The sequence below is a fragment of the Ancylobacter sp. TW_SC_1 genome, assembly GCF_056836805.1.
On sequence record NZ_CM166365.1, the window covers coordinates 3,085,627 to 3,105,273 of the forward strand.

Sequence of the window (19,647 nt, forward strand, 5' to 3'; positions counted from 1 at the left end):
GGCGATGAAGGATCTGCCTCTCTCGAAAATGTACACGGCGGGGAGCGAGACTTTCGCCGCCATCACGTTCCGCGATCCGCTCTACCTGGACTATCGCCAGATCGGGCCGGTCTACGATGTGCAGCGCGGCATCGTGCTGCGCGACCGCGATGCTCTCTTCGCCTATGTCGATCGGCTCGTCACCAGCCCGTCGGTCGGTGCGCTGGCGACCCTCGACCTGGCCGACTCCATGGCGCTGGAGGACCATGTGCTGCATTTTTTTATCGCGGCGCGGAAATCGCTCGCCTCGTCGACGAATTCGTCTTCCGGCTCCGGTGGGACCCCGCCTATCTCGACCGGCTAACCTTCGACGAGATCCGCGACTGGTTCGCCCGCGCCGTCGATTGGCACGGGGCCGAGGGCCGCCGGCGCGCAAGCTGTCGTCCGCCTACATGAGCGATCAGGGTGCCGTAGCGGGGCGATGATCTTCGGCTGGGCGCATGGCGTTCGCTTTTTTCAGCTCGGCCTTGATGCCGGCAAGGTGCCAGATCGCGACACCCAGCCCGTAGAGCAGCAAGCCGACACTTATGACGGCCGCGCCAACGGCCATTCCGATGGGGGATTTCTCCCCGGTCAGAATGACGATGCCGAGTATCACCTGCAGCAATCCGACAAGCCCGACCGCAATACTCATGACACCCCCCACCGTTCCGAAACGGTAGCAGGTCGGGTTTCCGCCGCCAATTGGTAGAGCCATGTCCACCGAAATCGAAGCCAAGCTCAAGATATCGGCACAGGACCGGACCGCCAAAGCCTTCGCGACGATAGAGGGCCGGCTGAAGAAAGCCGAGCGAATGACGGCGCTGGAAAGCCGCCAGCAAAGGCAGATGGCGGCGTTCGAGCGGTCTGCCGCTCGCGTCGATCGTACATTGTGGATGGGCGGCGCGGCGATCGCCGGCGGGCTTGCGGCAGCTGGCGGCATTCGCGGTGGGCTGACGACTCTTGTCTCCTACGAGGACGCTCTCATCGAGATCGCCAAGAAGGGAGGTCTTACCGCCGAGCAGATGAGAGAGATCGGCCGCGAGGCGAAGCAGTTGGCGACCAGCGGAGAACTGGCCGTGCCGCTCGACGAGATATTGTCGTCGTATGAGCGGGCGGCCGCCGCTGGTCTGCCAATCGAGGAGTGGCGCCAGTTCGCCGCGCTTTCCGCGAAAGCCGCCGATGCGTTCGGCATGACCGCCGAGGAGGTCGGCAATGCCGCGGCCGGCTTCAAGGTCGGCCTTGGCATCCCCATGACGGAGATGGAGCGCTATTTCGACCTGATCAATTCGCTGGCGGACAGCGGCATCAGCGACGAAAGCGATATCATCAAGTTCCTCGACAATGCCGGCGCCGGGCTCAAGAATTTCGGCCTCAGCGCAAGGGAGGCGGCAGCCTATGGCGCCGCGCTGCTGAATCTCAAGCTCAATCCCGAGACCGGGGCGCGCATGATGAATGCGCTGACCTCGAAGCTGATCGCCCCGGAGAATCTCGGGAAGAAGGGGTATTCGGCCCTCGGCGAAGTGGTCGGCGACGTGAAGGCCTTCAAGGAGGAGCTGGGCAAGGATCCTCAAAGCGCGCTGCGCAAGTTCCTCGGCCAGCTCGGCAAGCTCGACAAGTTCAAGCGCGCGCGGCTCACCGGCGCCATCTTCGGCATGGAGTGGTCGGATGAGATCATGCGCCTGGTGGACGGGCTGCAGGAGGTGGACCGCAATATCGAGATGGCGAGCGGCAAGGACTGGTTCGGCTCCCTGAGTAAGTCCTACCAGATGAAGCTCGACGCGCTTTCGTCGCGCTGGCAGCTCTTCAAGAACCAGGTCAGCGAGGTCACGATTGACCTTGGCGAGTTGAGCATGCCGGCGCTGGAGGCTGGGCTGGAGCGTGCCCGCGCGCTCCTGCGTGAGATCAGCGACGAGTTGGGGACGTTTGACGACAAGCTCGACGCGCAGGCGCTCAGCGAGGCGCAGCGGGCATTGTCGGAGCTGGGAGAGGCTCTTTCGACGCTGGTCGGCATCGATCCCAGCACGTCCATGGTTGCCGATTTCTTCCGTGATCTGGCGATGGCGGTAAACGAGATCTCCGCGGGCATCGGCCATGTGCGGGACTTCTTCGAGTGGATGGGCTCGCCGGGTGATCGTGTCGAGACGTTGCCCCCCGAAGAAGTCGCGCGCCGCAAGGCCGAGTACGACGCCAAGGTGCGGGACGAGGGAGAGTCCTGGTACGAGAAGGCGCGGCGTTGGACCGGAGCCTCCTGGCTTGGCAGCGCGCCCTGGGACCCAGGTTCGCCGGTGCCGCCTTCGCCTGCTGCTCCCCAAGAACCGCCCCCCGCTCCTGCTCCTGCTCCTGCCCCTGTGCCTGGGCAATTGTGGGACGCGGCGACCGAGATCCATGACTGGATGAACTGGTGGCATGCCGAGTTGCGGGCGGCGGCGGAAGGGGCTGCTCCGCCGGCCATTCCGGGATCCACGGACCAACCTTCCGGCACACCGTCGTCCTTTCCACCGGATGATCCTCAAGGACAGGACGAGATATCCCTCGATCCGCCGCGGCCACCCGGTCCGCCGGCCACATTGCCACCTCCGGACGAGGCGGCCCGGCCGGACGACAGGTGGATTCCGGCTCCGCCGCAGTCCCTGCCGTCGGCGTCCGACCTGCCGCCGCTGACGCTGCAGATTGACGGCGCGAACGAGACGGCGGACGTCCTGCGGCAGGCGATGGAACAGGGCGGCGGTGACATGCGCCTTGCCGGGTCGGAATCGGCGGCGGCAATCCGGGAGGCGGCGCGCGAGCTGCTCTCGGCCGCGGAGAGCATCGGGGAGAACGGCCGGCAGGCCGCCGCGGCGATTTCCTCGGCGCGCATCACCGTCCCGCCGATCCCCGGTCCACGGGCGGCGCCGAACGCCAATCTCGGGCAATCCATGCCGAATGCCGGCCTGCCCGGCGGAGGGTGACACATGCGGAACTGGCGCCTTGCCTTCCGCCGCGCCTCCTTCCGGGGAGCACGGTTCTGGGTTGAGGAGGACGGGCCCGAGGTGGGCCGGCGCGTCGCCGTGCACAACATCTCCGGGGGAGAGGCCCCGCTCACCGAGGACCTTGGCCGCCGCGCGACCGAGTTCCAGGTGCAGGCCTATGTCGCCAGCGATCTGGCCGATGTCGAAGGCTGGGCGCTGGAGGCGGCGTGCGCGGCGCCCGGCCTGGGCCGGCTGACCCTGCCCCTTGATCCGTCCCAGTCGGCACATTGCCTGGGGTGTCGGCGCAACCGGCGGCGCGACCAGGCCGGCTACATTGCCTACGACCTCGTCTTCGTCGAGGCATCGTCCGGCTTCGGCGGGGGCGTCACCGGACTGTCGGCCCTGCGGACCAGCTTCAGCAGCGGTCTCGCGGCCGCCGCCATGGACCTTTCCACCGGAATGTGAGCGCTCGCCATGGACTGGCTGACGGACCTTTTCGACAGGTTCCTGCCTGATGTCGACGACCGCGCGCGGGCCACGCGGCTGGCCGGCACGATCGCTCTTGGCGGCGACGTCGGCGCGACCGCCTATCTCGAGGCGTGCCGGCTTCTGGGCGAGGCCTCCGAGGACGGCGCAGGCCTGATCGGCGCGCTGGACGAGATCGTCGATCCGGCGACGCTCGACCATGTGGGGTTCCTCGTGATCGCCTGCTTCGTGACGGTGCGGGCGGAGTATCCCGCGCGTCCCGATGCCCAGCGGGCGCGTGCGGCTCTCGCGGCTCGCGCCGACCCGGTCGTTGAGGCCGCCGGCGCGGCCTTCGGCCATGTGCTGCACGGATGGCTTCTCGGCCTTGTCGGCGAAGCCCTCCGGCAGGTGTCGCAGATCGCGGCGAACCGCGCGCCGCTGGTGCGGGTCGAAACAGGCGTCTCGCTCCCATCGACGCTGCTGGCCTGGGATCTCTATGGGGACCCCGCGCGGGATGCCGAACTGGTCGAACGCAACCAGATCGGTACGGCGATGGTGATGCCTGTCATTCTCGAAGCCGTGGCGCCGTGAGATGCTGGAAACGATCGTGCTGACCGTCGCCGGACGGCCGCTCGCCCATGTCAGTTGCACGCTTGCAGGCGAGCGCGGAGAAGGCCGTTCGCACGGGGTCCTTCGACGTCGCCTGGAACCTGCCCGGCCTGCCGTGCGACGAGGACGAGGAGTGCACGGTGACGATCGGCGGCGAGCTCTGGCTGACGGGCTATGTGCGCGACGTGAACTGGTCACATGACGATGGATCGCGCATCAACACGGTCTCGGTGGTGTCGCGCACCGTCGACGCCACCGAATGCTCGATCGACCACCCCACCGGCTACATCGAGAACTGCACCCTCAGGGATGTCGCCGGCGCCTTCGACACGGCCGGAATCGGCGTGGAAGTGGACGTCGAGACCGAGAAGAAGGCGCTGCATCAGATCGTGCCCGGCGAACCGCTGTTCGACACGCTCGAGCGCGACGCGCGCGCCATTGGTGCGCTGATCTACGACACGCCGAAGGGAAAACTGAAGATCACGTCGGGTCCGGAGGGCCGGCATTCCGGGGGTCTCGTCCTCGGCGAGAACATCAAGCGGGCGAGCGGCACCCTTTCGGGCCGGTTCAACTATTCCGAGGTCCGGGTCCGTGGCCAGTCGTCCTTCGGCGTCACCGGCGCCGCGCTGCGGCCGGAAGCCGAGGCGCGCGGCACGGCCGAGCGCAAGCGACCGCTCATCATCTATCACGAGGGGGAGATGACCTCGGAGCGCGCGAAGAAGCGCGCCGGCTGGGAGGCGCGCCGCTCGGCCGGCCGGGCGAAGGCTGCGTCGATCACGGTCCCCGGGTTGCGCGACGCGGGCGGAATGCTGTGGTCGCCCAACTTCCTCGTCCCGGTCGACGACAATTGGGGCGGGTTGAAACAGGACATGGTCATCGCCTCGGCGACCTTCGCGCAGGAAAGCGAAGGCAGCGGGACGGAGGCCACCCTGACCCTCAAGGATCCTCGCGCCCTCGGCGGTGACAACCCGCGTGGGGAAAGCGCCAAGGGCTGGGGGGCGCCGGCGGGCGAGCCGACGTTCCGCCAGGATTGAGATGCCGGCAAGACTGACAGGCACAGATGGCAGCGAGGAAGCATGAGCTGGGACGTCAATGTCACGCGGATGCACCTCGATGGGGGTGTCGAGCACCGTTCGGGCCAGCAATTCCTGTCCGGCCGCGGCTATGCCGGCGAGGGCTTTCCCCGCGCACACCGTGTCGAGCCGCATGGCTTCACCTCCCATCCCGTCAAGGGCGGCATCGCCACCGTTGTCGGCAGCCGGGGCAGCCGCGATAGCCTGTACGCCCTCGGCGGGGCGAACCCAGAGCTGGTCCCGCAGCTGCCGGCCGGTGGGATGGCGATCTACGATCACCTCGGCAATATCGTCTCGATCGTCGAGGCCAATCTGCGGATCGTCCATGCCGGCACGATCCACCTCATCGCCCCGACCATCATCCTCGAGGGCGATGTGAAGCTCGGCGGGCCAGACGCGAGCCGGCCAGCATCGGCCGAGGGTACCGTGGACAGCGGCGGCGACGTCGAGATGTCCAACCTCGCGAGCAAGGTGTGGGTGAAGTGATGCGGGTCGTCCCTCTTCCCGCAGCGGCCGAGCCCCTGCTTTTCCCGGATCTTGTCTGGGATGTGGCGCGGCAGATCGGCGACCTGGCGATCGACGTGGCCATGGCGGACCTGCGCTCGGGCGCGGCGATCGAGACGGCGGTGCTGATCTGCCTCCAGACCGACCGGAGGGTCGAGCCTCACGAGTTGCCGGAGGGCGAGAGCAATCGCGGCTGGCCCGGGGACGGCTTCGACCTGCAGCCGGGCGACGCACCGCTCGGCTCGCGGTTCTGGCTGCTGCGGCGGCGCGCGCTCACGGAAGACATCGACCTCGAGGCGGAGGACCATGCCCGCGAGGCATTGCAGACGCTGATCACGCAAGGCGTGGCGGTGCGGGCCGATGTGGCTGCCCTGCGCTCGCCCGAGCGCAACCGGCTCGACCTTGATGTCAGCCTCTTCGGCCGCGATGGCGCGAAGATATTCCAGAAACGCTTCGCCGTGCTTTGGGACCAGATCGATGGCGCTTGACCTTCACACGCTCGACGAGCTCGGCGCACGCGCGCGGGGTTTCTTCCGGCAGTATCTGCCGGGCACCGACGCCTGGATCCAGCAGAACTTCGTCGCTGTCACCGCCAAGGTCGTGGCCCTGTTCGCGCGCAATTACGAGCTGCGCGAGCAATGGATCTTCAAACAGCTGTTCGTGCGGACCTGCACCTATCTTCCCATCCTGCGCCTGCATGGCGCGGATGTGAGGATCTACCTGAAGGGTGCCTCCGCCGCCTCCGGCGAGGTTGCCGGCGCAGGCCAGCCGGGCCTGACCTACCCCGCCGGCGTGCGCTGGCTCTCGGCCGGGCAAAGCTACGTGTCGACGCAGCCGTTCACGGCGCTCGGCGACGGCACCTTCGCCGCGAGCGTGCGCGCGGAAGCGACCGGCGCGGCGACCAATCGCGACGGCGGCGCCACGCTGACGCTCGCCGACCCCTCGCTCTACCCGACGCTGTCGGACGCGGCAGAAGTGGGGGCGGCGGGACTCGGCGGCGGCGCCGACATCGAGGGCATCGAGGCGTATCGCGGGCGCATCCTGGAGCGGAAGGGAAAGCCGCCTCAGGGGGGCGCCCTGCCCGATTATGAGCGCTTCGCCGGCGAGATTCCGGGGGTGGTGAAGGCCTGGGCCTTTTCCTTCACCAACGGGGTCGGCTCGATTGTCGTTTTCTTCCTCTTCGCCGGCCGCCCCAATCTCATCCCGACCGCGGGGGATGCCGCCGTCGTGCAGGCGCATATCGACGCCAAGCGGCTGATCCGCGTGGATGACACCGTCGCCGCCGTGCCGACGGTGGCTCCGGTCGACGTCACGATTGCCGACCTCGCCGTCGACACGCCGGAGGTGCGTGCGGCGATCGAGACGAACCTCGCGGCGACCTTCCTCGCCCGCTGCCGCCCCGGCGTGGCCGCCGACCCGTTCACGCTGTCGCGCTCGTGGATCGCCGAGGCTGTCTCCGCCGCGGCGGGCGAAGACAGCCATGTGCTGGTCGCGCCTGCCGGCGACCTGACCTTTGCCGCCGCCTATCCGGTGCTGGGGACCGTGAGCTATGCGTGATCCCGGCGCGAACAGCTGGACCTATTACGAACCGGAGACACCGGGCGGGGATATTCCGCCGCCCATGCCGGGCGATGCGCTTTCCGACCCCAGTGTCGAGGATCTCCTGCCCTCCGGATTGGCCTGCTGGCCGCGCGGCGCGGCCTGGGGCACGCCCGACGGCATCGCTGCGTCAACCGACAGCGTGCTCGCCAATTTCACGCGCGTGCTGCTCGGCCTGTTCGCGGAGGGATACCGGCGGCTCTGGCGGTTGGTGCTGGAAAGCTCCGCCACCACCATGTCGGACAGCCTCCCCGAGTGGGAGGCGGATTTCGGCCTGCCGGACGCCTGCACCGCGAACGACCAGACGACGGCGGGGCGCAAGCAGGCGGTGCTCGCGCGGGTGCGCGGCAACGCGATGATCCATCCGCTGGATTTCGTCCGGCTCGCCTACGACCGCGGCTTCCGGATCGCGATCGAGGAGTCTGCCGTCTTCGAGTGTGGTTTTTCCGAATGCGGCGGCGGCCACACGGTCGGCGACAGGCTGCAGGAAGTCTACTGGGTCGTGCACATCTTCAATCTCGCCGTCGACTATTTTATCTGCGGCGAAAGCGAATGCGGCCATGACCCTCTGTTCCGCATCGCGGAAATCGAGCGGCTGCAGTGCCTCTTCCGCAACCTTTATCCTGGCTGGACGCAGCCGGTCTACGTCGTCCACGACGACGTAGAAATCTGGTGGGGCGACCGCCCGGTCTGGCTCGATACCTCCAGATATCTCGCGTTGTCGCCGGGCTCCTGACCGCCCGCCGCCCCGTTCGTTGCCAGCCCTTGGCAACGCCTCTCCCCACACATCGCTTGCCCTGAGGCTGCCATGAAGTACCAGCCCCCGTACGGGTCGTCCGACCCGGACGCCCCCTATGTCGACCGTAACACGCCCGGTGTCGTCACCGGATCGAGGGTCCCCGCGCGGGCCATCGAGCACGTCCAGCGCGAACTCGATGCCTTCATCGGCAAGAATGGTCTCGTGCCGGATGTGGCTGATCTGCTCCAGGTGGTGAAGGCGGCGCGGCAGCAGAGCTTGAACTACGTCGTCGCAGGCGGCACCGCGAATGCCCTGACCGTCGCGCTCGACCCCATGCTGACCGCTCACGTCGCTGGCATGCCGCTGAGGGTCAAGGTCGCGGCCACGAACACCGGAGCCGCAACGCTGGATGCCGGGCCCGGCGCACTGCCGATCCGGACGATGCGGGGCGCGGACCTGGCCCGTGGTGATCTGCCCATCGACGCCGTCGTCACCGTGATCTGCACGGGCACAGCTTGGGCGCTGGCCGGGCTGGCCTATTCCGAGTCGCTGATCCCGGAAGTGTCTCCGGTGCTGTATGTGCGGACGGACGGCGACGACGCCAACGACGGTCAGGCGAACACCAGCGCGCGAGCCCTCGCGACCATTGCCGAAGCGATCACACGCCTGCGGCGGTATATGCTCTTCAACGTTCCGGGGCAGATCGTCCTCGGGATCGCCGGCACCTACGCCGCCCCTGATGTCGTCGCGGTCAATGGCAATGTCGAGATTATAGGCAATATAGCCAACCAAGACGCCTACATCATCGCGTGCCAATCCGGTCAATCGAGTGTCTTTACGGTCAATGGCGGGACCGTCACCACATTCGGGTGTTTTCTACAATCCCCGATAGCCGGAACATCTATCGCATCCGCGACGGATGGAGCTCGGCTTAAGCTGAACAATACATCGCTCAAGTTCACAACTGGGTCCGGGGCGTATTTGGTGTCGACTGCTTACTCCGGCCTGATCCAGGTCGGCGCGGGCTGCCAATTGCGCGGGTCCGCCCAAAGCGCTCTGCGAGCCGGAACCGGGTCTCAAATCCAGATCGCGGGCGCGATCGCCTACACGGATTCTGCGGCGTTTTCTGTCGCCAACGCCTACGCGTCGACGGGTTCGGTTATCTCGCTGGGCAGTGGGGGCTCTATTTCCGGCAGCGCAACGGGCGCGCGTTACAACGCCGTGACGAACGGGGTGATTTCAACCTCTGGCGGTGGCGCGAATTTCTTCCCTGGCTCGATCGCCGGCAGCACCGCGACAGGAGGCCAATATGTATGATCCCCGCAATTGGTACTGGTGCGCGGATGATGGCTCCCGCATCTATTCCTCGGCCGCCGGCGCGCTGATCGAGGATACCGATCCTGCCTATCTCGCATGGCAGGCGGGCGGACATGCCGCCACGCGGTGGCCTCGTGATGATGCCGGCGAGCAGACGGACGCCGCTCTGCAGGCCGTTCTTGCGCCCTACCGGATCGGCGTCTCGCTCGCCACGCGCAAGGCGCTGCTGATGGCCGATGTGGATGCCGCCGCCGAGGTCGAGCGGGCACGCCACATCACGCCCGGCGCCGGGCAGGCGATGACCTATCAGGCCAAGGCCGAGGAGGCGCGCCGCTATGCGGCCGAGAGTGATCCCGATCCGGTCGACTACCCGCTGCTGTCGGCCGAGGTCGGCATCACCGCGCCGACGCTGGCGGAGGTGGCTGGCGTCGTGAGCGCCGCTCACCAGCACTGGCAGCTGATCGGCGCGGCGATCGAGGCCGCCCGGCTCGGCGCGAAGAAGGCCATTGCGGCGGCGGAAACGGCCGCGGCGTCCGAGGCGGCGGCCGCCGTCGCGTGGCCGTCGGGTGAGATCGAGGAGGCGTGAGATGGCTGATCCGATCTATCTGGTCGAGGATGTCGATCCAGCCCTCGCCGCCGCCCTGCAGCGGTATCTCGGCCCGCTGCGCATCATCGATGTCACCGGGCCGCTGGCCTATGATCCGGCGCTGCATCTGTGCAGCCTGTTCCGGCTGGCCGACAGTCTCGGCGAGGTGGCGATCACCGTGCCCGAGACGGCGCCGGCCGGGCACAGCTTCGCGATCTCGTCGCCGGCCGGGTCCTGGCCTCATATTGTCATCGCCGGCGGCGGCGCGCCCGAGCACCCCTTCGACCACACGAGGGGGCTGCCGAAAGGCGTCGTGTCGCTGTTCGTCACCGGCAATCCGGGCGGCGCGGCCGCTGCTGTCCAGCTTTTGGGAGCGACACAGCCGTGAGTTTTGCCAGTGTCGCCCTATCGCCCGCCATTTCCCCCCTTGCCGGCGCGACCGTGCATCCGCTGGAGGCGGCACTGGTCGACACGCTGCGCGGGCATGACGGCGTCGTGCTGGACTTTGCGCGCGGCCACGCCTTGCGGCGTCTGCCCGCCGGCGCGTTTTTCCGGCCGATCGGCGACGTGACCAGCTTCGCCCGCGCGTCCGCCGCCGGGCGCTGGCCGGCCGCCGGGCCCTACGAGATGGTCGGCAGCGGCGTGCTCCGCCACGACCACGACCCGGTCACCCGGACGCCGCTGGGCGCACGGATCGAGAGTTCTCTTTCATCGATTACCACGAGCACCGTGGCGTTCACGCTGGGTGACACAGACTGGGTAAGTGGTTTCTTCGCAGAAAACGTCGTGCCTGTTACAAGCGCCTTCACAGGCGGCGCAGCGAAGCACATTTGCCACGTCGGGGGCTCTCAGGCTCGATATCAGACCGTGACCATGACCGCCGGGCAAAGCTATCGCTTGGATGTCATCTTGGAGAGGCTGCCCGACCAGGCCCCGTATTCTACGTTTGGCTTGCTGGCCGGATCGTGGCTGGGGCTGCTCTTCTATAACTGGTCAACCGGGGCGGTGACCGTCCCTCAGGGCGCCGCTACCGACATCGTTGTCGAGCATCTTGGCTCCGGCCCCAACGGCGGCCAGATGGTCCGGCTATCTGCTGTGATCAACGCGGGCGCGAACGCTTCTGCGCTCGTCTACGTGTATCCCAACGGGTCGTCGGGCGCTGTCACTGGTCAGGAGTGCATCCTTCACTACGCCTGTGCCTCTACCGGCACGTTGTACAGCTCGCCGCTTGTCGTACCGGTAGGCAGCCTGCAAGCGCGTGCGTCCGACAATTTGAGCATGGTCTCCCCGGTCGCCCTCGCGGACGGTTTCACTTTCGCCGTCGCCGCTCGCAGGCCGGTCTTTCAGAATGTGGGCGACGAAAACGCTCTGATCAATTGGACGCCACCAAGCGGCTTCGCGGATCGTTTCACACTCGGGCGGTCGAGCAATCAACTCACTGTCTACAATTACGTTTCGAACGCGTATCGCGGTAGCCTCTCGCTCAGCGGGGCCTCAGCACTGGTAGCCGACCAGCCATTTTGGCTTGCCGTATCGTGGTCGGAGGCACAGGGCCTGCGCGGGACCCTACTCGGCGGGGCGGTCGGCCACGCTACGCTCGCATCTCCTCCGGCGGCCACGCTCACGCGGCTCGGGATCGGCAGTCGTCAGGGTGCTGCGGCTTGGAACAGCACCGTCGAGCGACTGGCTGTGTGGCCGCACGACAATTTCACCGACGACCAGCTACGGGAACTGATGGCGACATGATCGACCACCTCTTGCGCTATGCGGACCAGGCGTCCGCCATGGACGCGCTGCCGGCCTATGCCATCGAGGGCATCGAGCCGGGCGAACGGCATTGGGATGCGTCCTGCGTCATCTCTGCGGTCGGCGTCTATCGTGTGACCGGTACCGAGACCGTCGATGTGCCCGACGTCGGTCCCATCGCGCAGGAGATCCGCGCCTACCTGCCCGGCTGGTTCACCATCATCGCCCGGCCGGCGCGCGACCCGGCGCTCGAGGGCGAAGCCTGCGTGCTGATCGCCGACCGCGAGACTGGCCAAATCCTGCACACGATCACGACCGAGGAAGATCTAGCCACCCTGCGCGTGGAGCCCACGTTCGCCGGCAGTTCCTACCCGTTCGGGGCGCCCGTGCTCGCCGGCTGATAGCCGTGCCCTAGTCCATATAGCAGGCCGCCTCCGGGCGGCCTTTTCATTTTCGGAGCCACCCATGGAACTGCGTGACCTGCAGTCCGCGCTCAACGCGCGCGGCTGGACGCCCCCGCTTGCCGTAGACGGCGACTGGGGCACCAAGACCGAGACGGCGATCAATGCCCTCCTGACCGAGGTCGGCGCCAAGGCGTTCTCCGCCTGGCCGCCGGCGCGCAAGGCGCTGGCAGCCGCGCAGGCGATGATGACGCTGCAGGGCATCCAGGCCGGCAAGATCGACGGCCTGGAGGGGCCGCAGACGCGCTATGCCCTCGACGTCTGGGAGGCGCGGCGCCGCGGTGACGCCAACGTCGAGACGTGGCGCGATTCCGAGCCGATCGCTCTGAGCGCGCCGGGCGGCGTGTGGCCTCGTCAGTCCGGCGTGCCGTCCTTCTATGGCGCGGTCGGCACGCACCAGGTCACGATCCCGCTGCCCTATCCGATGGTCCTCGCATGGGACAAGTCGCAGACGATAACCCGAATTTCGCTGCACCAGAAGGTGGCGCCAAGCGCTGCGCGGGCGCTCGACCGGGTGTTGGCGCATTACGGCATCGCGAAGATCCACGACCTCGGTCTCGACCTCTTCGGCGGCAGCCTGAACGTCCGCAAGATGCGCGGCGGCTCCGGCTATTCCATGCACGCCTGGGGCATCGCGATCGACTTCGATCCGGAGCGCAACCAGCTCAAATGGGGCCGGGATCGCGCGCGCCTCGCGCGGCCCGACGCCGAGGAGTTCTGGAGAATCTGGGAAGCGGAGGGCTGGGTCTCGCTCGGTCGCGCCAAAAACTACGACTGGATGCATGTGCAGGCGGCGAGGCTGTGATGGAAAAGCAGTGGTCCGCACCATGGGGCGTCCGCCGCCGGCTGGTCATCGCGATCCTCGTCTTCTGTGCGGCCGAAGTCGTCTACCTCACCGTCTGGGGTCGGGACACGGAACTGCATCGCGTCATCGCCACCAGCCTGATCCTGTTGGCAGGCTCCACCATCGGCACCTATGTCTTTGGCGCGACGTGGGACAACAAGAACGAACGCGACGCCGAAGTGCGGTCCCGCGACGGGCTGCACTTCCCGCCCCGCCGCCCGTCGCCGGTCGACGAGCCGCCGGAGGGCTTCGGGCAATGAGCCTGATCTCTCGCAAGCTCCGCTCCGTCGATCTGTCGGATTGGGAGGATAGATGATGCTCGGCTTCCTCGACGCCTTGAAGATGGGCGCCGGCGCGGCGGCCGGGGCGTTCCTCACCTGGTCGACGATGATGGCCTACGACAACCTCATCGACGACCCAGCCATCGCGAAGGCCGCGCGCGAGGGCTACGTCCAGCTCGCGGAGCGAACCGCCCTCCAAGCGCAAGTCAACGAGCTACTTCGCCAGCGCGCCGCCTCTGACGACGCGCTGCGCGCCGCTCTCGATCGTGCCGAACTCGCCAAACAGGAGGCCGCCCGTGCTCAGGCTGAATACGAACGACTGGTCGCGGAAGACAGCGGTGTCGATGGCGCTCGTGTCGATGGCTCTGATCTTCGCTGGCTGCACGACCACTGAGAAGCGGTTGACCTCAGCCGCCGCGGCGACGGGCACGGTGGCGGCGGGCGTCGATCTTCCCGACCTGCCGGCGGAGTGCCGCGAGAAGATGCCGCGTGTCGTCCCGAAGGAGGGCGAGAAGTGGCGGTGGGTCCAGAAGCGATGGGAAATCGTCGCTGATGGTGAGGACGACCGAGTGGCGCGCTGCGCTGCTTTCTACGACCAGGTGGGCGCCGGCTTCGGAGGCGGGAACTGATGTCCGAGCCGATCCTGCACGAGATCATGGAGAAGCTCGGCGAGCTTCGGGCCGACGTTCGAAACTTGAAGGATGACCAAGAGCTGGAACGTCAGACCGGCGCCGACTTCCGGCGGGAGGTCCGCGCCGAGATCGCGACGGTGAAGGATGGCGTGACCGATGTCAGGCACGCGATCGGACCGGTGGTCGACGCGGTCGATCAGCACAAGGCGATGCTGAAGGACCATGCCGAAGAGCTGGAGACGAACAAGCTATTCAGAGACCGGATCGGCGCCGTCGTCGCGGTCGGCGCCACGGGCGTCTCCACCGTCTTCGGCGGGGTCTCCTATCTCGTGTGGACCTATTCCGCCGAGATCTGGGACTTCATCCGCCGGCTCTTCACCCGGTCCTGAGCATGGGGTCCCGACCAGAGGTCGCCCCCCAGGAGCGCATCGTCTTCGACCGACATCTCGGCATCCTGTTCGTGCGGCACAGGCACAGCTCGGTACACGGCACGCCCGAGCAGATCGAGGCTCTGGCGGCTGTGCTGATCCGCGCCGCCTATGAGGCGCGCAAGGGGATGCACGAGGCTCCGCCGCTGCCGGTGTCGACGTGGCGGTCGGAGGCATGAGCGGCTCGTCGCGCCCCCGGGAGGCGCGAAGGCTATCCCCAAATCCGCCGGCCGCGTGCCGGAGGTGACGTGCCGTGCCTAGCCCTTCTTGAGCGTTTACTCCCAAACCTCGCCCCGCTCTCCCCAGGGAGGGCGGGGCTTTTTGTCGTTTGAGGCCAGAAGCGCGCGGGGCGGCTGTGCTGGCGGACTAGCGGCGCTGTTGAAGGCCACCACGGATTGCCGCTGCGCAAACCGCCATGACCGCTCGTGGAAAATCCCGTCCATCTTCTGTGGTGTCGGGAAGGGAATCTGCACCCTGCTGGCTCGCAAGATAGGCCAGCACCTCGGCCGCGCCGGCGGCGGTGTGCGGGCGCTTCTCTGTCAGGAGCTTCAGCGCTTCCTGTTGGAGCTCCTCAGAGGCCTCATCCAGGGCGTCCATGGCCGCTGCTATCTCTGCAGGTACGCGGGCCTGTTCGGCAGCGCTCGCGCGCCTCACCGCCGCCAGATGACGGCTGGAGGCTCGCCGCACCTTCTCGATCTGCTCGATTGCCGGATCCATCGCTTCACCCTGCATCTAGGGAGCCCGATGCAGTTTCGGATAGGGCGGCGCCGATCGGCAAGTTACATTCTGGAATGTATTCGGTGGTTATTTTTTGAGCTCTTTCAGCAGCTTCACGAGGTCGCTGTAGCCTGCGTGCACCCATCCGCCGCCTTCTGCTGGTAGCACTTCGGCCGAGAAGCTGATGCGCACGGCGGCGACGTGCTTTCGGAGTTCGGCCGGGTCGCCGGGAACGAAGGCGCACCGACCGGTCCATATGCGCGTGTCGGCGGGCCGATCATCCGGCGCGATGATCCATTCATCGCCGGCCTTGGTGAGCTTCTTCAGGACGATCTTGTAGGGTTCCATGCTGGCGGCTTGTGCGCGATTCTGGCGCTCGGTGTCCAGCTGGCTTGTTCTCATTTCGTTCTCGTGGAATCCATAGGCCAGCCTATAGAGAGAACGGTGCCTGATATCCCGACATGCTTGGCACACTACCCCTATGTGGTGGTGCGGTTTGCGTGCTGGTCATGCACGCGGCGCGGTCAAGCCCGCCTAGCCACGCTCGCGGAGAAACATGGCGCACGCTGTGGTCTTGAGGAACTGCTCGATCGCATCGCCTTCACCTGCCCGTATCCGCGGCAGCCGTCACCTGGCAGGGGCAAGTTCCGGAAGTACCAGCCGCATTGCGGCATCTATCTTCCTGACATCGCGACAACGCCCCAGCCTCCGCCGGACATACCGCCTGCCGGGCTGCGGCTGGTGAAAACCGACGCAGCAGAATAAGAGGCTCAGAGCAGCAGAGGCTCCGGCGGAGGGTCTTCCTTGCCCCGCGAGCTCAGACCGTCAGAAGCCGCCACAGTCTCCGCCGATCAGTTGGTCGGCGAGGCCCTTCTGTTCGTCGGTCAGCACTGCATAGAGCCCTTCGGTTGCCGGCCGCATCGCCTTCAGGGACTCCAGCATGGCTTCCATGCCCGAAATCCGCGCATCCATGCGTTCGATCGCGGTACCCTTCCGCATCGTTTCGGCCATGCCCTCGCGCATTCCCTGCATGAGTTTGATCCGGCCGGAAACAGCAGACGCGTATGCGTCCCATGCCGGCATCTGCGCGGCGGTGATGTTCAGCTCGCCCTTCAGATAGGCCAGACGACCCTCGGCCATGGCGCCCATCTTCGGTTGGCGGCCCATCATGCCGCCAAACCAGCCACCCGAGCCGCCCTGGCCCATGCGACCGTGCCCCATCATGCCGAAGGTCGGACACCCGCCGCCCATCATTCCCATCATCCCTTGCTGGGGTTGGGCAAGGGATGGTGAAATGAATGCTGCTCCAAGCGCAATCACGGCGGCGGTATAAATCGAGAGCTTTGACATGTGACATCCTCTCACGCCTCACTCGCAGGTGCTCCAAGCACGCAGGAGTTCGAAGCTAGATTGAGCGCTTTGCAGAGTCAGGTCGCTGATCTGCGTCAAGGGTCGGAAGCGCCGCGGCTCCCGGTTAGTCGGAGCTTCCGGCCGCCGTCAGGCCTCACGTTTCATATGACGTCGGCGCGCCCCGCTCTCCTCCGGGGGGAAGGGGGATAGCTTAGCCCCCGAGGCGTTCAGCGTCGTCGAGGGCCCGTCGGCATGCGGTTGCATCACCGGCCATGTCGGCCTTTTTGGCACGAGCCAGGGCGTCGCTGATTTGTTGCGTCGACGACGAGCCACCCTGTGCGGCTGTGGGCTGACCCGAGGTTTGCGCTCGGACGTCTCCGGGTGACGTAGCCCGGTCGCCGACGGCGGCGTTCATGCCGGCGGTTCCGCCGGTGCCCGGCGCTTCCCCGGCTTTGGGGGCGCCTGCATCGGAATGGGACATGGCTGCCGGAGCTTCTCCGGTCGGACCCGATCCGGCGTCCGTGATGGCGAGTTTCTTATCGAGTTCCGCAATGCGGTCCGAGCACGGTCCTGCATGGGCAATGCCGCTTGCGAGGGAAAGGACAGCGCAAAGTGCGATGGTGGTCTTCATGGTGTTCCTCCTGGCCAAGTGACTTGGCAAAGAGAGAACGGTTGCGCATCGTCGACGTTCCCTAAGGGCACTCATTACCTAAAAACCCGGCCGCGCCGCGCTGCCCGCCGCTCCGTCGTCCTGAGAAGCCGCCGGCCGCGTGCCGGAGGTGACGTGCCGTGCCTAGCCCTTCTTGGGCGTTTCCTCCCAAACCTCGCCCCGCTCTCCTCCGGGAGGGCGGGGCCTTTTCTGCGTTCCGGGCTATGCTCTCGCTATGGCTTCCGTGAACAGCACCCTCGGCGAATGCATCGCGAATCGGTACGGCATCCGGGCGACCTGTACCGAATGCTGGCATACCCGTGTGCTCGATCTGGAGGCACTCGCTTCCACGCTGGGACACGATCACGGCGCGCTGCATGCGGACCTGGCGCCGAAACTGCGGTGCATCGAGTGTGGGGGCAGGAGCATCACGCTCACGGTGCTGCCACCCGGGGGGCCTACAATCGAACGGCGGTGAGGATCAAACGAGACCACCCCGCCCAAACTAGCGGGTCTCTCGCAACGCCCTGACGATCTTCTCGAGATCGCTGTATCCCGCGCAAACCCACGTGCCGCCCTCGGCCGGCATGACATCGGCATCGAAAGATATCCGGACCGCCTCGACTTGCTTCTTCACGCTGGCGGGGTCGCGGGGGATGAGCGCCACGAAGCCGGTCCATGTGCGCATATCCGCCGGCCGATCCGCTGGCGCCGGCCGCAGGCCGTCCGGGGTTTTGATGAGCTTGCGATGGACGATCTCGAAGGGCTGCATTGCGTTCCTTCGCCGATTCCCGCCACCATCGTCCAGCACCTCGCTAGAGGGCTGGCCCATCCTGTTTCGGACCGCGCGCGACGATGGTCAGCGCACCGTCCGGAAGCGGCCGCTGCAGCGCCTTTGCCTCTTCCCACGGCGCGCGCATCCACACCTCGCGCTCCTCGGCCGAGGTCAGGATCACCGGCATTGCCTTCGGATGGATAGGCCTCACATCCGCATTCGACTCGGTGGTGAGGAAGCCGGAGATGTCGGCCGTCACCTCGCCCTCCTTCACCTTCCGGACGCTGGTCCAATTCGTCCACAGGCCGGCGAAGAAGGCGAGCGGGCGGCCTTCATCGAGGGCGAACCATGTCACCTCGTGGGTGACGGGGGCATTCTCGGAAAAGCTGGTGAAGGGCACGAGGCAGCGGTGCGCTGGGCCCAGCCATCGACGCCAGTGCGGCGACGCGACGTTGCGGATGTTGGTGACGCCCGGATCCCGATTCTTGCCCTTCAGCACGAAGACCGGGGACGGCATTCCCCAGCGCGCCATGGCCAGCTCGCGCTCACCGTCTTCGGCCGTGCGCACGATCGGCGCGGAATAGTCGGGGAAAATTCCCGGCTGCGGCGCCATGTTGCCGGCGCTGTTGCGCAGCGTCCCCACCAGGTCGGTGATCGCCCGGACGTTCGAGTGATGGCTGTAGAGGTTGCACATGGTGCCCCATCCCGCTCGGGAATATCTCGGGACTATGTGTCACGAGCGGCAGAAAATTGGAACCAATGTGCCTATTTCGTTCTGTCGGCCGGCACCTCGTGCCCCGCCAAAACGACCGTTTTATCAACAAGATAGTTGGCGACCGCGGCTGGGCTCGAACCAGCGACCTGCCGCTTAGAAGGCGGCTGCTCTATCCAGCTGAGCTACGCGGCCACGCACGCCGCCGGCGCGGCAGGCGCGGTCAGTGGGTCCACTGGCCGATGCGGCGGAAACTGAAATTGTCGGCATAGGCGATACGGCGCCGGGTGGGCTCCTGCGGCTCCTGCACCTGATAGGCGATGCCGTGCCGCTCGCAATAGGCGATCGCCTCTTCCTTGCTGTCGAAGCGCAGGCGGAGCTGGCTCTTCATGTCGGCGGAGCTGGTGTAGCCCATCAGCGGCTCGACCTGGCGCGGCTGCTCGGGCTCGTAGTCGAGCACCCAGAGCTTGGTCTTGGCCGTGCCGGACTGCATGGCGTTCCGCGTCGGCTTGTAGATACGTGCCACCATTTCCTTAGCTCCCCTCGCTCGCACCGCTCAGCTTCGCACGTCCGATTGGTCGGGGCAGCAGGATTCGAACCTGCGACCTGAAGTACCCAAAACTTCCGCGCTACCGGGCTGCGCTATGCCCCGACGATCGATGGTGCGGCCGAGCCTGCTCGGCGAGCCGGCATCGCATGCCCCTGCGCGTCGCGTCAAGCACGACACGTTCATCTAGCCGCCGGCGAACAGCCGGTGCTCGATGCGGTCGCCGACCGTGATCCCGAGCGTCCGCGCGGTCCCGCCCGGTAATTCGAGCACCGCCTTGACCGGCACGCCGGAGGAAATCGTCGCCGTGGACAGCGGGACGGTCTCCGTCGCGATGCTCGCCACGCGCCCGTCCGAGCGGATGAACAACATGTCGAGCGGGATGTAGGTGTTCTTCATCCACATATAGACCGGCTGCTCGGCGCCGAAGTCGAACAGCATGCCGGCGTTCGGGGCCAGCTCGGTGCGGTACATCAGCCCCTTGGAACGTTCCGTCGGGGTGATGGCGAGTTCGATGTGGAAGTCGACCGGACCGGCCCTGGTGACGACCGTCAGCTTCTCGAAATTGGCCGCCTGCACCGCCATGCCGGCATAGAGAAGCGCCAGCATGGCGAGCGCCAGTACGAACCAATGATGCGCGCGCA

At 66.7% G+C, this 19,647-nt stretch carries 29 protein-coding genes and 2 tRNA genes; 20 read left to right on the forward strand and 11 right to left on the reverse strand.

The features are described 5' to 3' along the window. The first annotated feature begins 4 nt into the window (after nt 1-4). Complete coding sequence (locus AC1PZ7_RS14310) at nt 5-343, forward strand: phage tail assembly protein (RefSeq protein ID WP_482355883.1); 339 nt, start codon at nt 5-7, stop codon at nt 341-343. Nucleotides 344-439: 96 nt separating this feature from the next. Here AC1PZ7_RS14310 and AC1PZ7_RS14315 read toward each other — a convergent pair whose 3' ends face one another. Then, the gene (locus AC1PZ7_RS14315) at nt 440-673 is read right to left on the reverse strand and encodes a hypothetical protein (RefSeq protein WP_482355884.1); all 234 of its coding nucleotides are present in this window, start codon (nt 671-673) and stop codon (nt 440-442) included. A gap of 61 nt (nt 674-734) precedes the next feature. Between AC1PZ7_RS14315 and AC1PZ7_RS14320 the strand changes: the two genes are divergently transcribed. The 19 genes from AC1PZ7_RS14320 (at nt 735) to AC1PZ7_RS14410 (ending at nt 14,432) form a co-directional block, all read left to right on the forward strand. After that, nucleotides 735-2,969: a phage tail tape measure protein gene (locus AC1PZ7_RS14320; RefSeq protein WP_482355885.1), complete on the forward strand. Its 2,235-nt coding sequence runs from the start codon at nt 735-737 to the stop codon at nt 2,967-2,969. Between the two features lie 3 nt (nt 2,970-2,972). Then, nucleotides 2,973-3,434: a DNA circularization N-terminal domain-containing protein gene (locus AC1PZ7_RS14325; RefSeq protein WP_482355886.1), complete on the forward strand. Its 462-nt coding sequence runs from the start codon at nt 2,973-2,975 to the stop codon at nt 3,432-3,434. A gap of 9 nt (nt 3,435-3,443) precedes the next feature. Continuing rightward, complete coding sequence (locus AC1PZ7_RS14330) at nt 3,444-4,025, forward strand: hypothetical protein (protein WP_482355887.1); 582 nt, start codon at nt 3,444-3,446, stop codon at nt 4,023-4,025. Between the two features lie 47 nt (nt 4,026-4,072). Then, nucleotides 4,073-5,077: a phage baseplate assembly protein gene (locus tag AC1PZ7_RS14335; RefSeq protein WP_482355888.1), complete on the forward strand. Its 1,005-nt coding sequence runs from the start codon at nt 4,073-4,075 to the stop codon at nt 5,075-5,077. A 42-nt stretch (nt 5,078-5,119) separates the two neighbouring features. Beyond that, the gene (locus tag AC1PZ7_RS14340; RefSeq protein ID WP_482355889.1) at nt 5,120-5,602 is read left to right on the forward strand and encodes a phage baseplate assembly protein domain-containing protein; all 483 of its coding nucleotides are present in this window, start codon (nt 5,120-5,122) and stop codon (nt 5,600-5,602) included. Next, nucleotides 5,590-6,108: a phage GP46 family protein gene (locus AC1PZ7_RS14345; RefSeq protein WP_482355890.1), complete on the forward strand. Its 519-nt coding sequence runs from the start codon at nt 5,590-5,592 to the stop codon at nt 6,106-6,108. The genes AC1PZ7_RS14340 and AC1PZ7_RS14345 overlap by 13 nt, the downstream gene beginning before the upstream one ends. After that, a complete protein-coding gene (locus AC1PZ7_RS14350; RefSeq protein WP_482355891.1) occupies nt 6,098-7,177 on the forward strand; it encodes a baseplate J/gp47 family protein in 1,080 nt (359 codons plus the stop codon). Before AC1PZ7_RS14345 ends, AC1PZ7_RS14350 begins: the two co-directional genes overlap by 11 nt. Beyond that, the gene (locus tag AC1PZ7_RS14355; RefSeq protein WP_482355892.1) at nt 7,170-7,955 is read left to right on the forward strand and encodes a hypothetical protein; all 786 of its coding nucleotides are present in this window, start codon (nt 7,170-7,172) and stop codon (nt 7,953-7,955) included. The genes AC1PZ7_RS14350 and AC1PZ7_RS14355 overlap by 8 nt, the downstream gene beginning before the upstream one ends. A 72-nt stretch (nt 7,956-8,027) precedes the next feature. After that, on the forward strand, nt 8,028-9,275 hold the full coding sequence (locus AC1PZ7_RS14360; RefSeq protein ID WP_482355893.1) for a hypothetical protein: 1,248 nt from the start codon (nt 8,028-8,030) through the stop codon (nt 9,273-9,275). Further along, nucleotides 9,268-9,861, forward strand: a complete 594-nt coding sequence (locus AC1PZ7_RS14365; protein ID WP_482355894.1) for a hypothetical protein — start codon at nt 9,268-9,270, stop codon at nt 9,859-9,861. Before AC1PZ7_RS14360 ends, AC1PZ7_RS14365 begins: the two co-directional genes overlap by 8 nt. A 1-nt stretch (nt 9,862) precedes the next feature. After that, nucleotides 9,863-10,249, forward strand: coding sequence for a hypothetical protein (locus AC1PZ7_RS14370; protein ID WP_482355895.1), 387 nt, complete (start codon nt 9,863-9,865; stop codon nt 10,247-10,249). Next, nucleotides 10,246-11,607 carry a hypothetical protein gene (locus AC1PZ7_RS14375; protein WP_482355896.1) on the forward strand — a complete coding sequence of 454 codons (1,362 nt, stop codon included), beginning with the start codon at nt 10,246-10,248 and terminating at the stop codon, nt 11,605-11,607. The genes AC1PZ7_RS14370 and AC1PZ7_RS14375 overlap by 4 nt, the downstream gene beginning before the upstream one ends. Then, a complete protein-coding gene (locus tag AC1PZ7_RS14380; protein WP_482355897.1) occupies nt 11,604-12,008 on the forward strand; it encodes a hypothetical protein in 405 nt (134 codons plus the stop codon). The genes AC1PZ7_RS14375 and AC1PZ7_RS14380 overlap by 4 nt, the downstream gene beginning before the upstream one ends. A 64-nt stretch (nt 12,009-12,072) precedes the next feature. Further along, a complete protein-coding gene (locus AC1PZ7_RS14385) occupies nt 12,073-12,873 on the forward strand; it encodes a M15 family metallopeptidase (protein ID WP_482355898.1) in 801 nt (266 codons plus the stop codon). Next, the gene (locus AC1PZ7_RS14390; RefSeq protein ID WP_482355899.1) at nt 12,873-13,172 is read left to right on the forward strand and encodes a hypothetical protein; all 300 of its coding nucleotides are present in this window, start codon (nt 12,873-12,875) and stop codon (nt 13,170-13,172) included. The genes AC1PZ7_RS14385 and AC1PZ7_RS14390 overlap by 1 nt, the downstream gene beginning before the upstream one ends. Before the next feature lie 52 nt (nt 13,173-13,224). Beyond that, nucleotides 13,225-13,587, forward strand: coding sequence for a hypothetical protein (locus tag AC1PZ7_RS14395; protein ID WP_482355900.1), 363 nt, complete (start codon nt 13,225-13,227; stop codon nt 13,585-13,587). A gap of 7 nt (nt 13,588-13,594) precedes the next feature. Then, nucleotides 13,595-13,822 carry a hypothetical protein gene (locus AC1PZ7_RS14400; protein ID WP_482355901.1) on the forward strand — a complete coding sequence of 76 codons (228 nt, stop codon included), beginning with the start codon at nt 13,595-13,597 and terminating at the stop codon, nt 13,820-13,822. Further along, complete coding sequence (locus tag AC1PZ7_RS14405) at nt 13,822-14,214, forward strand: hypothetical protein (protein WP_482355902.1); 393 nt, start codon at nt 13,822-13,824, stop codon at nt 14,212-14,214. The genes AC1PZ7_RS14400 and AC1PZ7_RS14405 overlap by 1 nt, the downstream gene beginning before the upstream one ends. Before the next feature lie 2 nt (nt 14,215-14,216). Further along, a complete protein-coding gene (locus AC1PZ7_RS14410; protein ID WP_482355903.1) occupies nt 14,217-14,432 on the forward strand; it encodes a hypothetical protein in 216 nt (71 codons plus the stop codon). A gap of 187 nt (nt 14,433-14,619) precedes the next feature. Here AC1PZ7_RS14410 and AC1PZ7_RS14415 read toward each other — a convergent pair whose 3' ends face one another. From AC1PZ7_RS14415 to AC1PZ7_RS14460, 10 genes are all read right to left on the reverse strand, one after another. Continuing rightward, nucleotides 14,620-14,970: a hypothetical protein gene (locus AC1PZ7_RS14415; RefSeq protein ID WP_482355904.1), complete on the reverse strand. Its 351-nt coding sequence runs from the start codon at nt 14,968-14,970 to the stop codon at nt 14,620-14,622. A gap of 87 nt (nt 14,971-15,057) precedes the next feature. Beyond that, the gene (locus AC1PZ7_RS14420; RefSeq protein WP_482355905.1) at nt 15,058-15,372 is read right to left on the reverse strand and encodes a hypothetical protein; all 315 of its coding nucleotides are present in this window, start codon (nt 15,370-15,372) and stop codon (nt 15,058-15,060) included. 423 nt (nt 15,373-15,795) lie between these two features. Next, nucleotides 15,796-16,320 (reverse strand): Spy/CpxP family protein refolding chaperone, encoded by a 525-nt coding sequence (locus AC1PZ7_RS14425; RefSeq protein ID WP_482355906.1) that lies wholly within the window; start codon nt 16,318-16,320, stop codon nt 15,796-15,798. Nucleotides 16,321-16,531: 211 nt separating this feature from the next. Continuing rightward, on the reverse strand, nt 16,532-16,951 hold the full coding sequence (locus tag AC1PZ7_RS14430) for a hypothetical protein (RefSeq protein ID WP_482355907.1): 420 nt from the start codon (nt 16,949-16,951) through the stop codon (nt 16,532-16,534). Between the two features lie 523 nt (nt 16,952-17,474). Continuing rightward, a complete protein-coding gene (locus tag AC1PZ7_RS14435) occupies nt 17,475-17,741 on the reverse strand; it encodes a hypothetical protein (protein WP_482355908.1) in 267 nt (88 codons plus the stop codon). A gap of 43 nt (nt 17,742-17,784) precedes the next feature. Then, entirely contained in the window at nt 17,785-18,438 is a 654-nt protein-coding gene (locus AC1PZ7_RS14440; RefSeq protein WP_482355909.1) for an SOS response-associated peptidase, read from the reverse strand. 136 nt (nt 18,439-18,574) lie between these two features. Then, a tRNA-Arg gene (locus AC1PZ7_RS14445) sits at nt 18,575-18,651 on the reverse strand. 28 nt (nt 18,652-18,679) lie between these two features. Further along, a complete protein-coding gene (locus AC1PZ7_RS14450; protein WP_482355910.1) occupies nt 18,680-18,985 on the reverse strand; it encodes an ETC complex I subunit in 306 nt (101 codons plus the stop codon). A gap of 46 nt (nt 18,986-19,031) precedes the next feature. Next, nucleotides 19,032-19,108: transfer RNA gene (locus AC1PZ7_RS14455), tRNA-Pro, on the reverse strand. Between the two features lie 81 nt (nt 19,109-19,189). Beyond that, nucleotides 19,190-19,612 (reverse strand): DUF192 domain-containing protein, encoded by a 423-nt coding sequence (locus tag AC1PZ7_RS14460; protein WP_482355911.1) that lies wholly within the window; start codon nt 19,610-19,612, stop codon nt 19,190-19,192. Nucleotides 19,613-19,647: the final 35 nt, after the last annotated feature.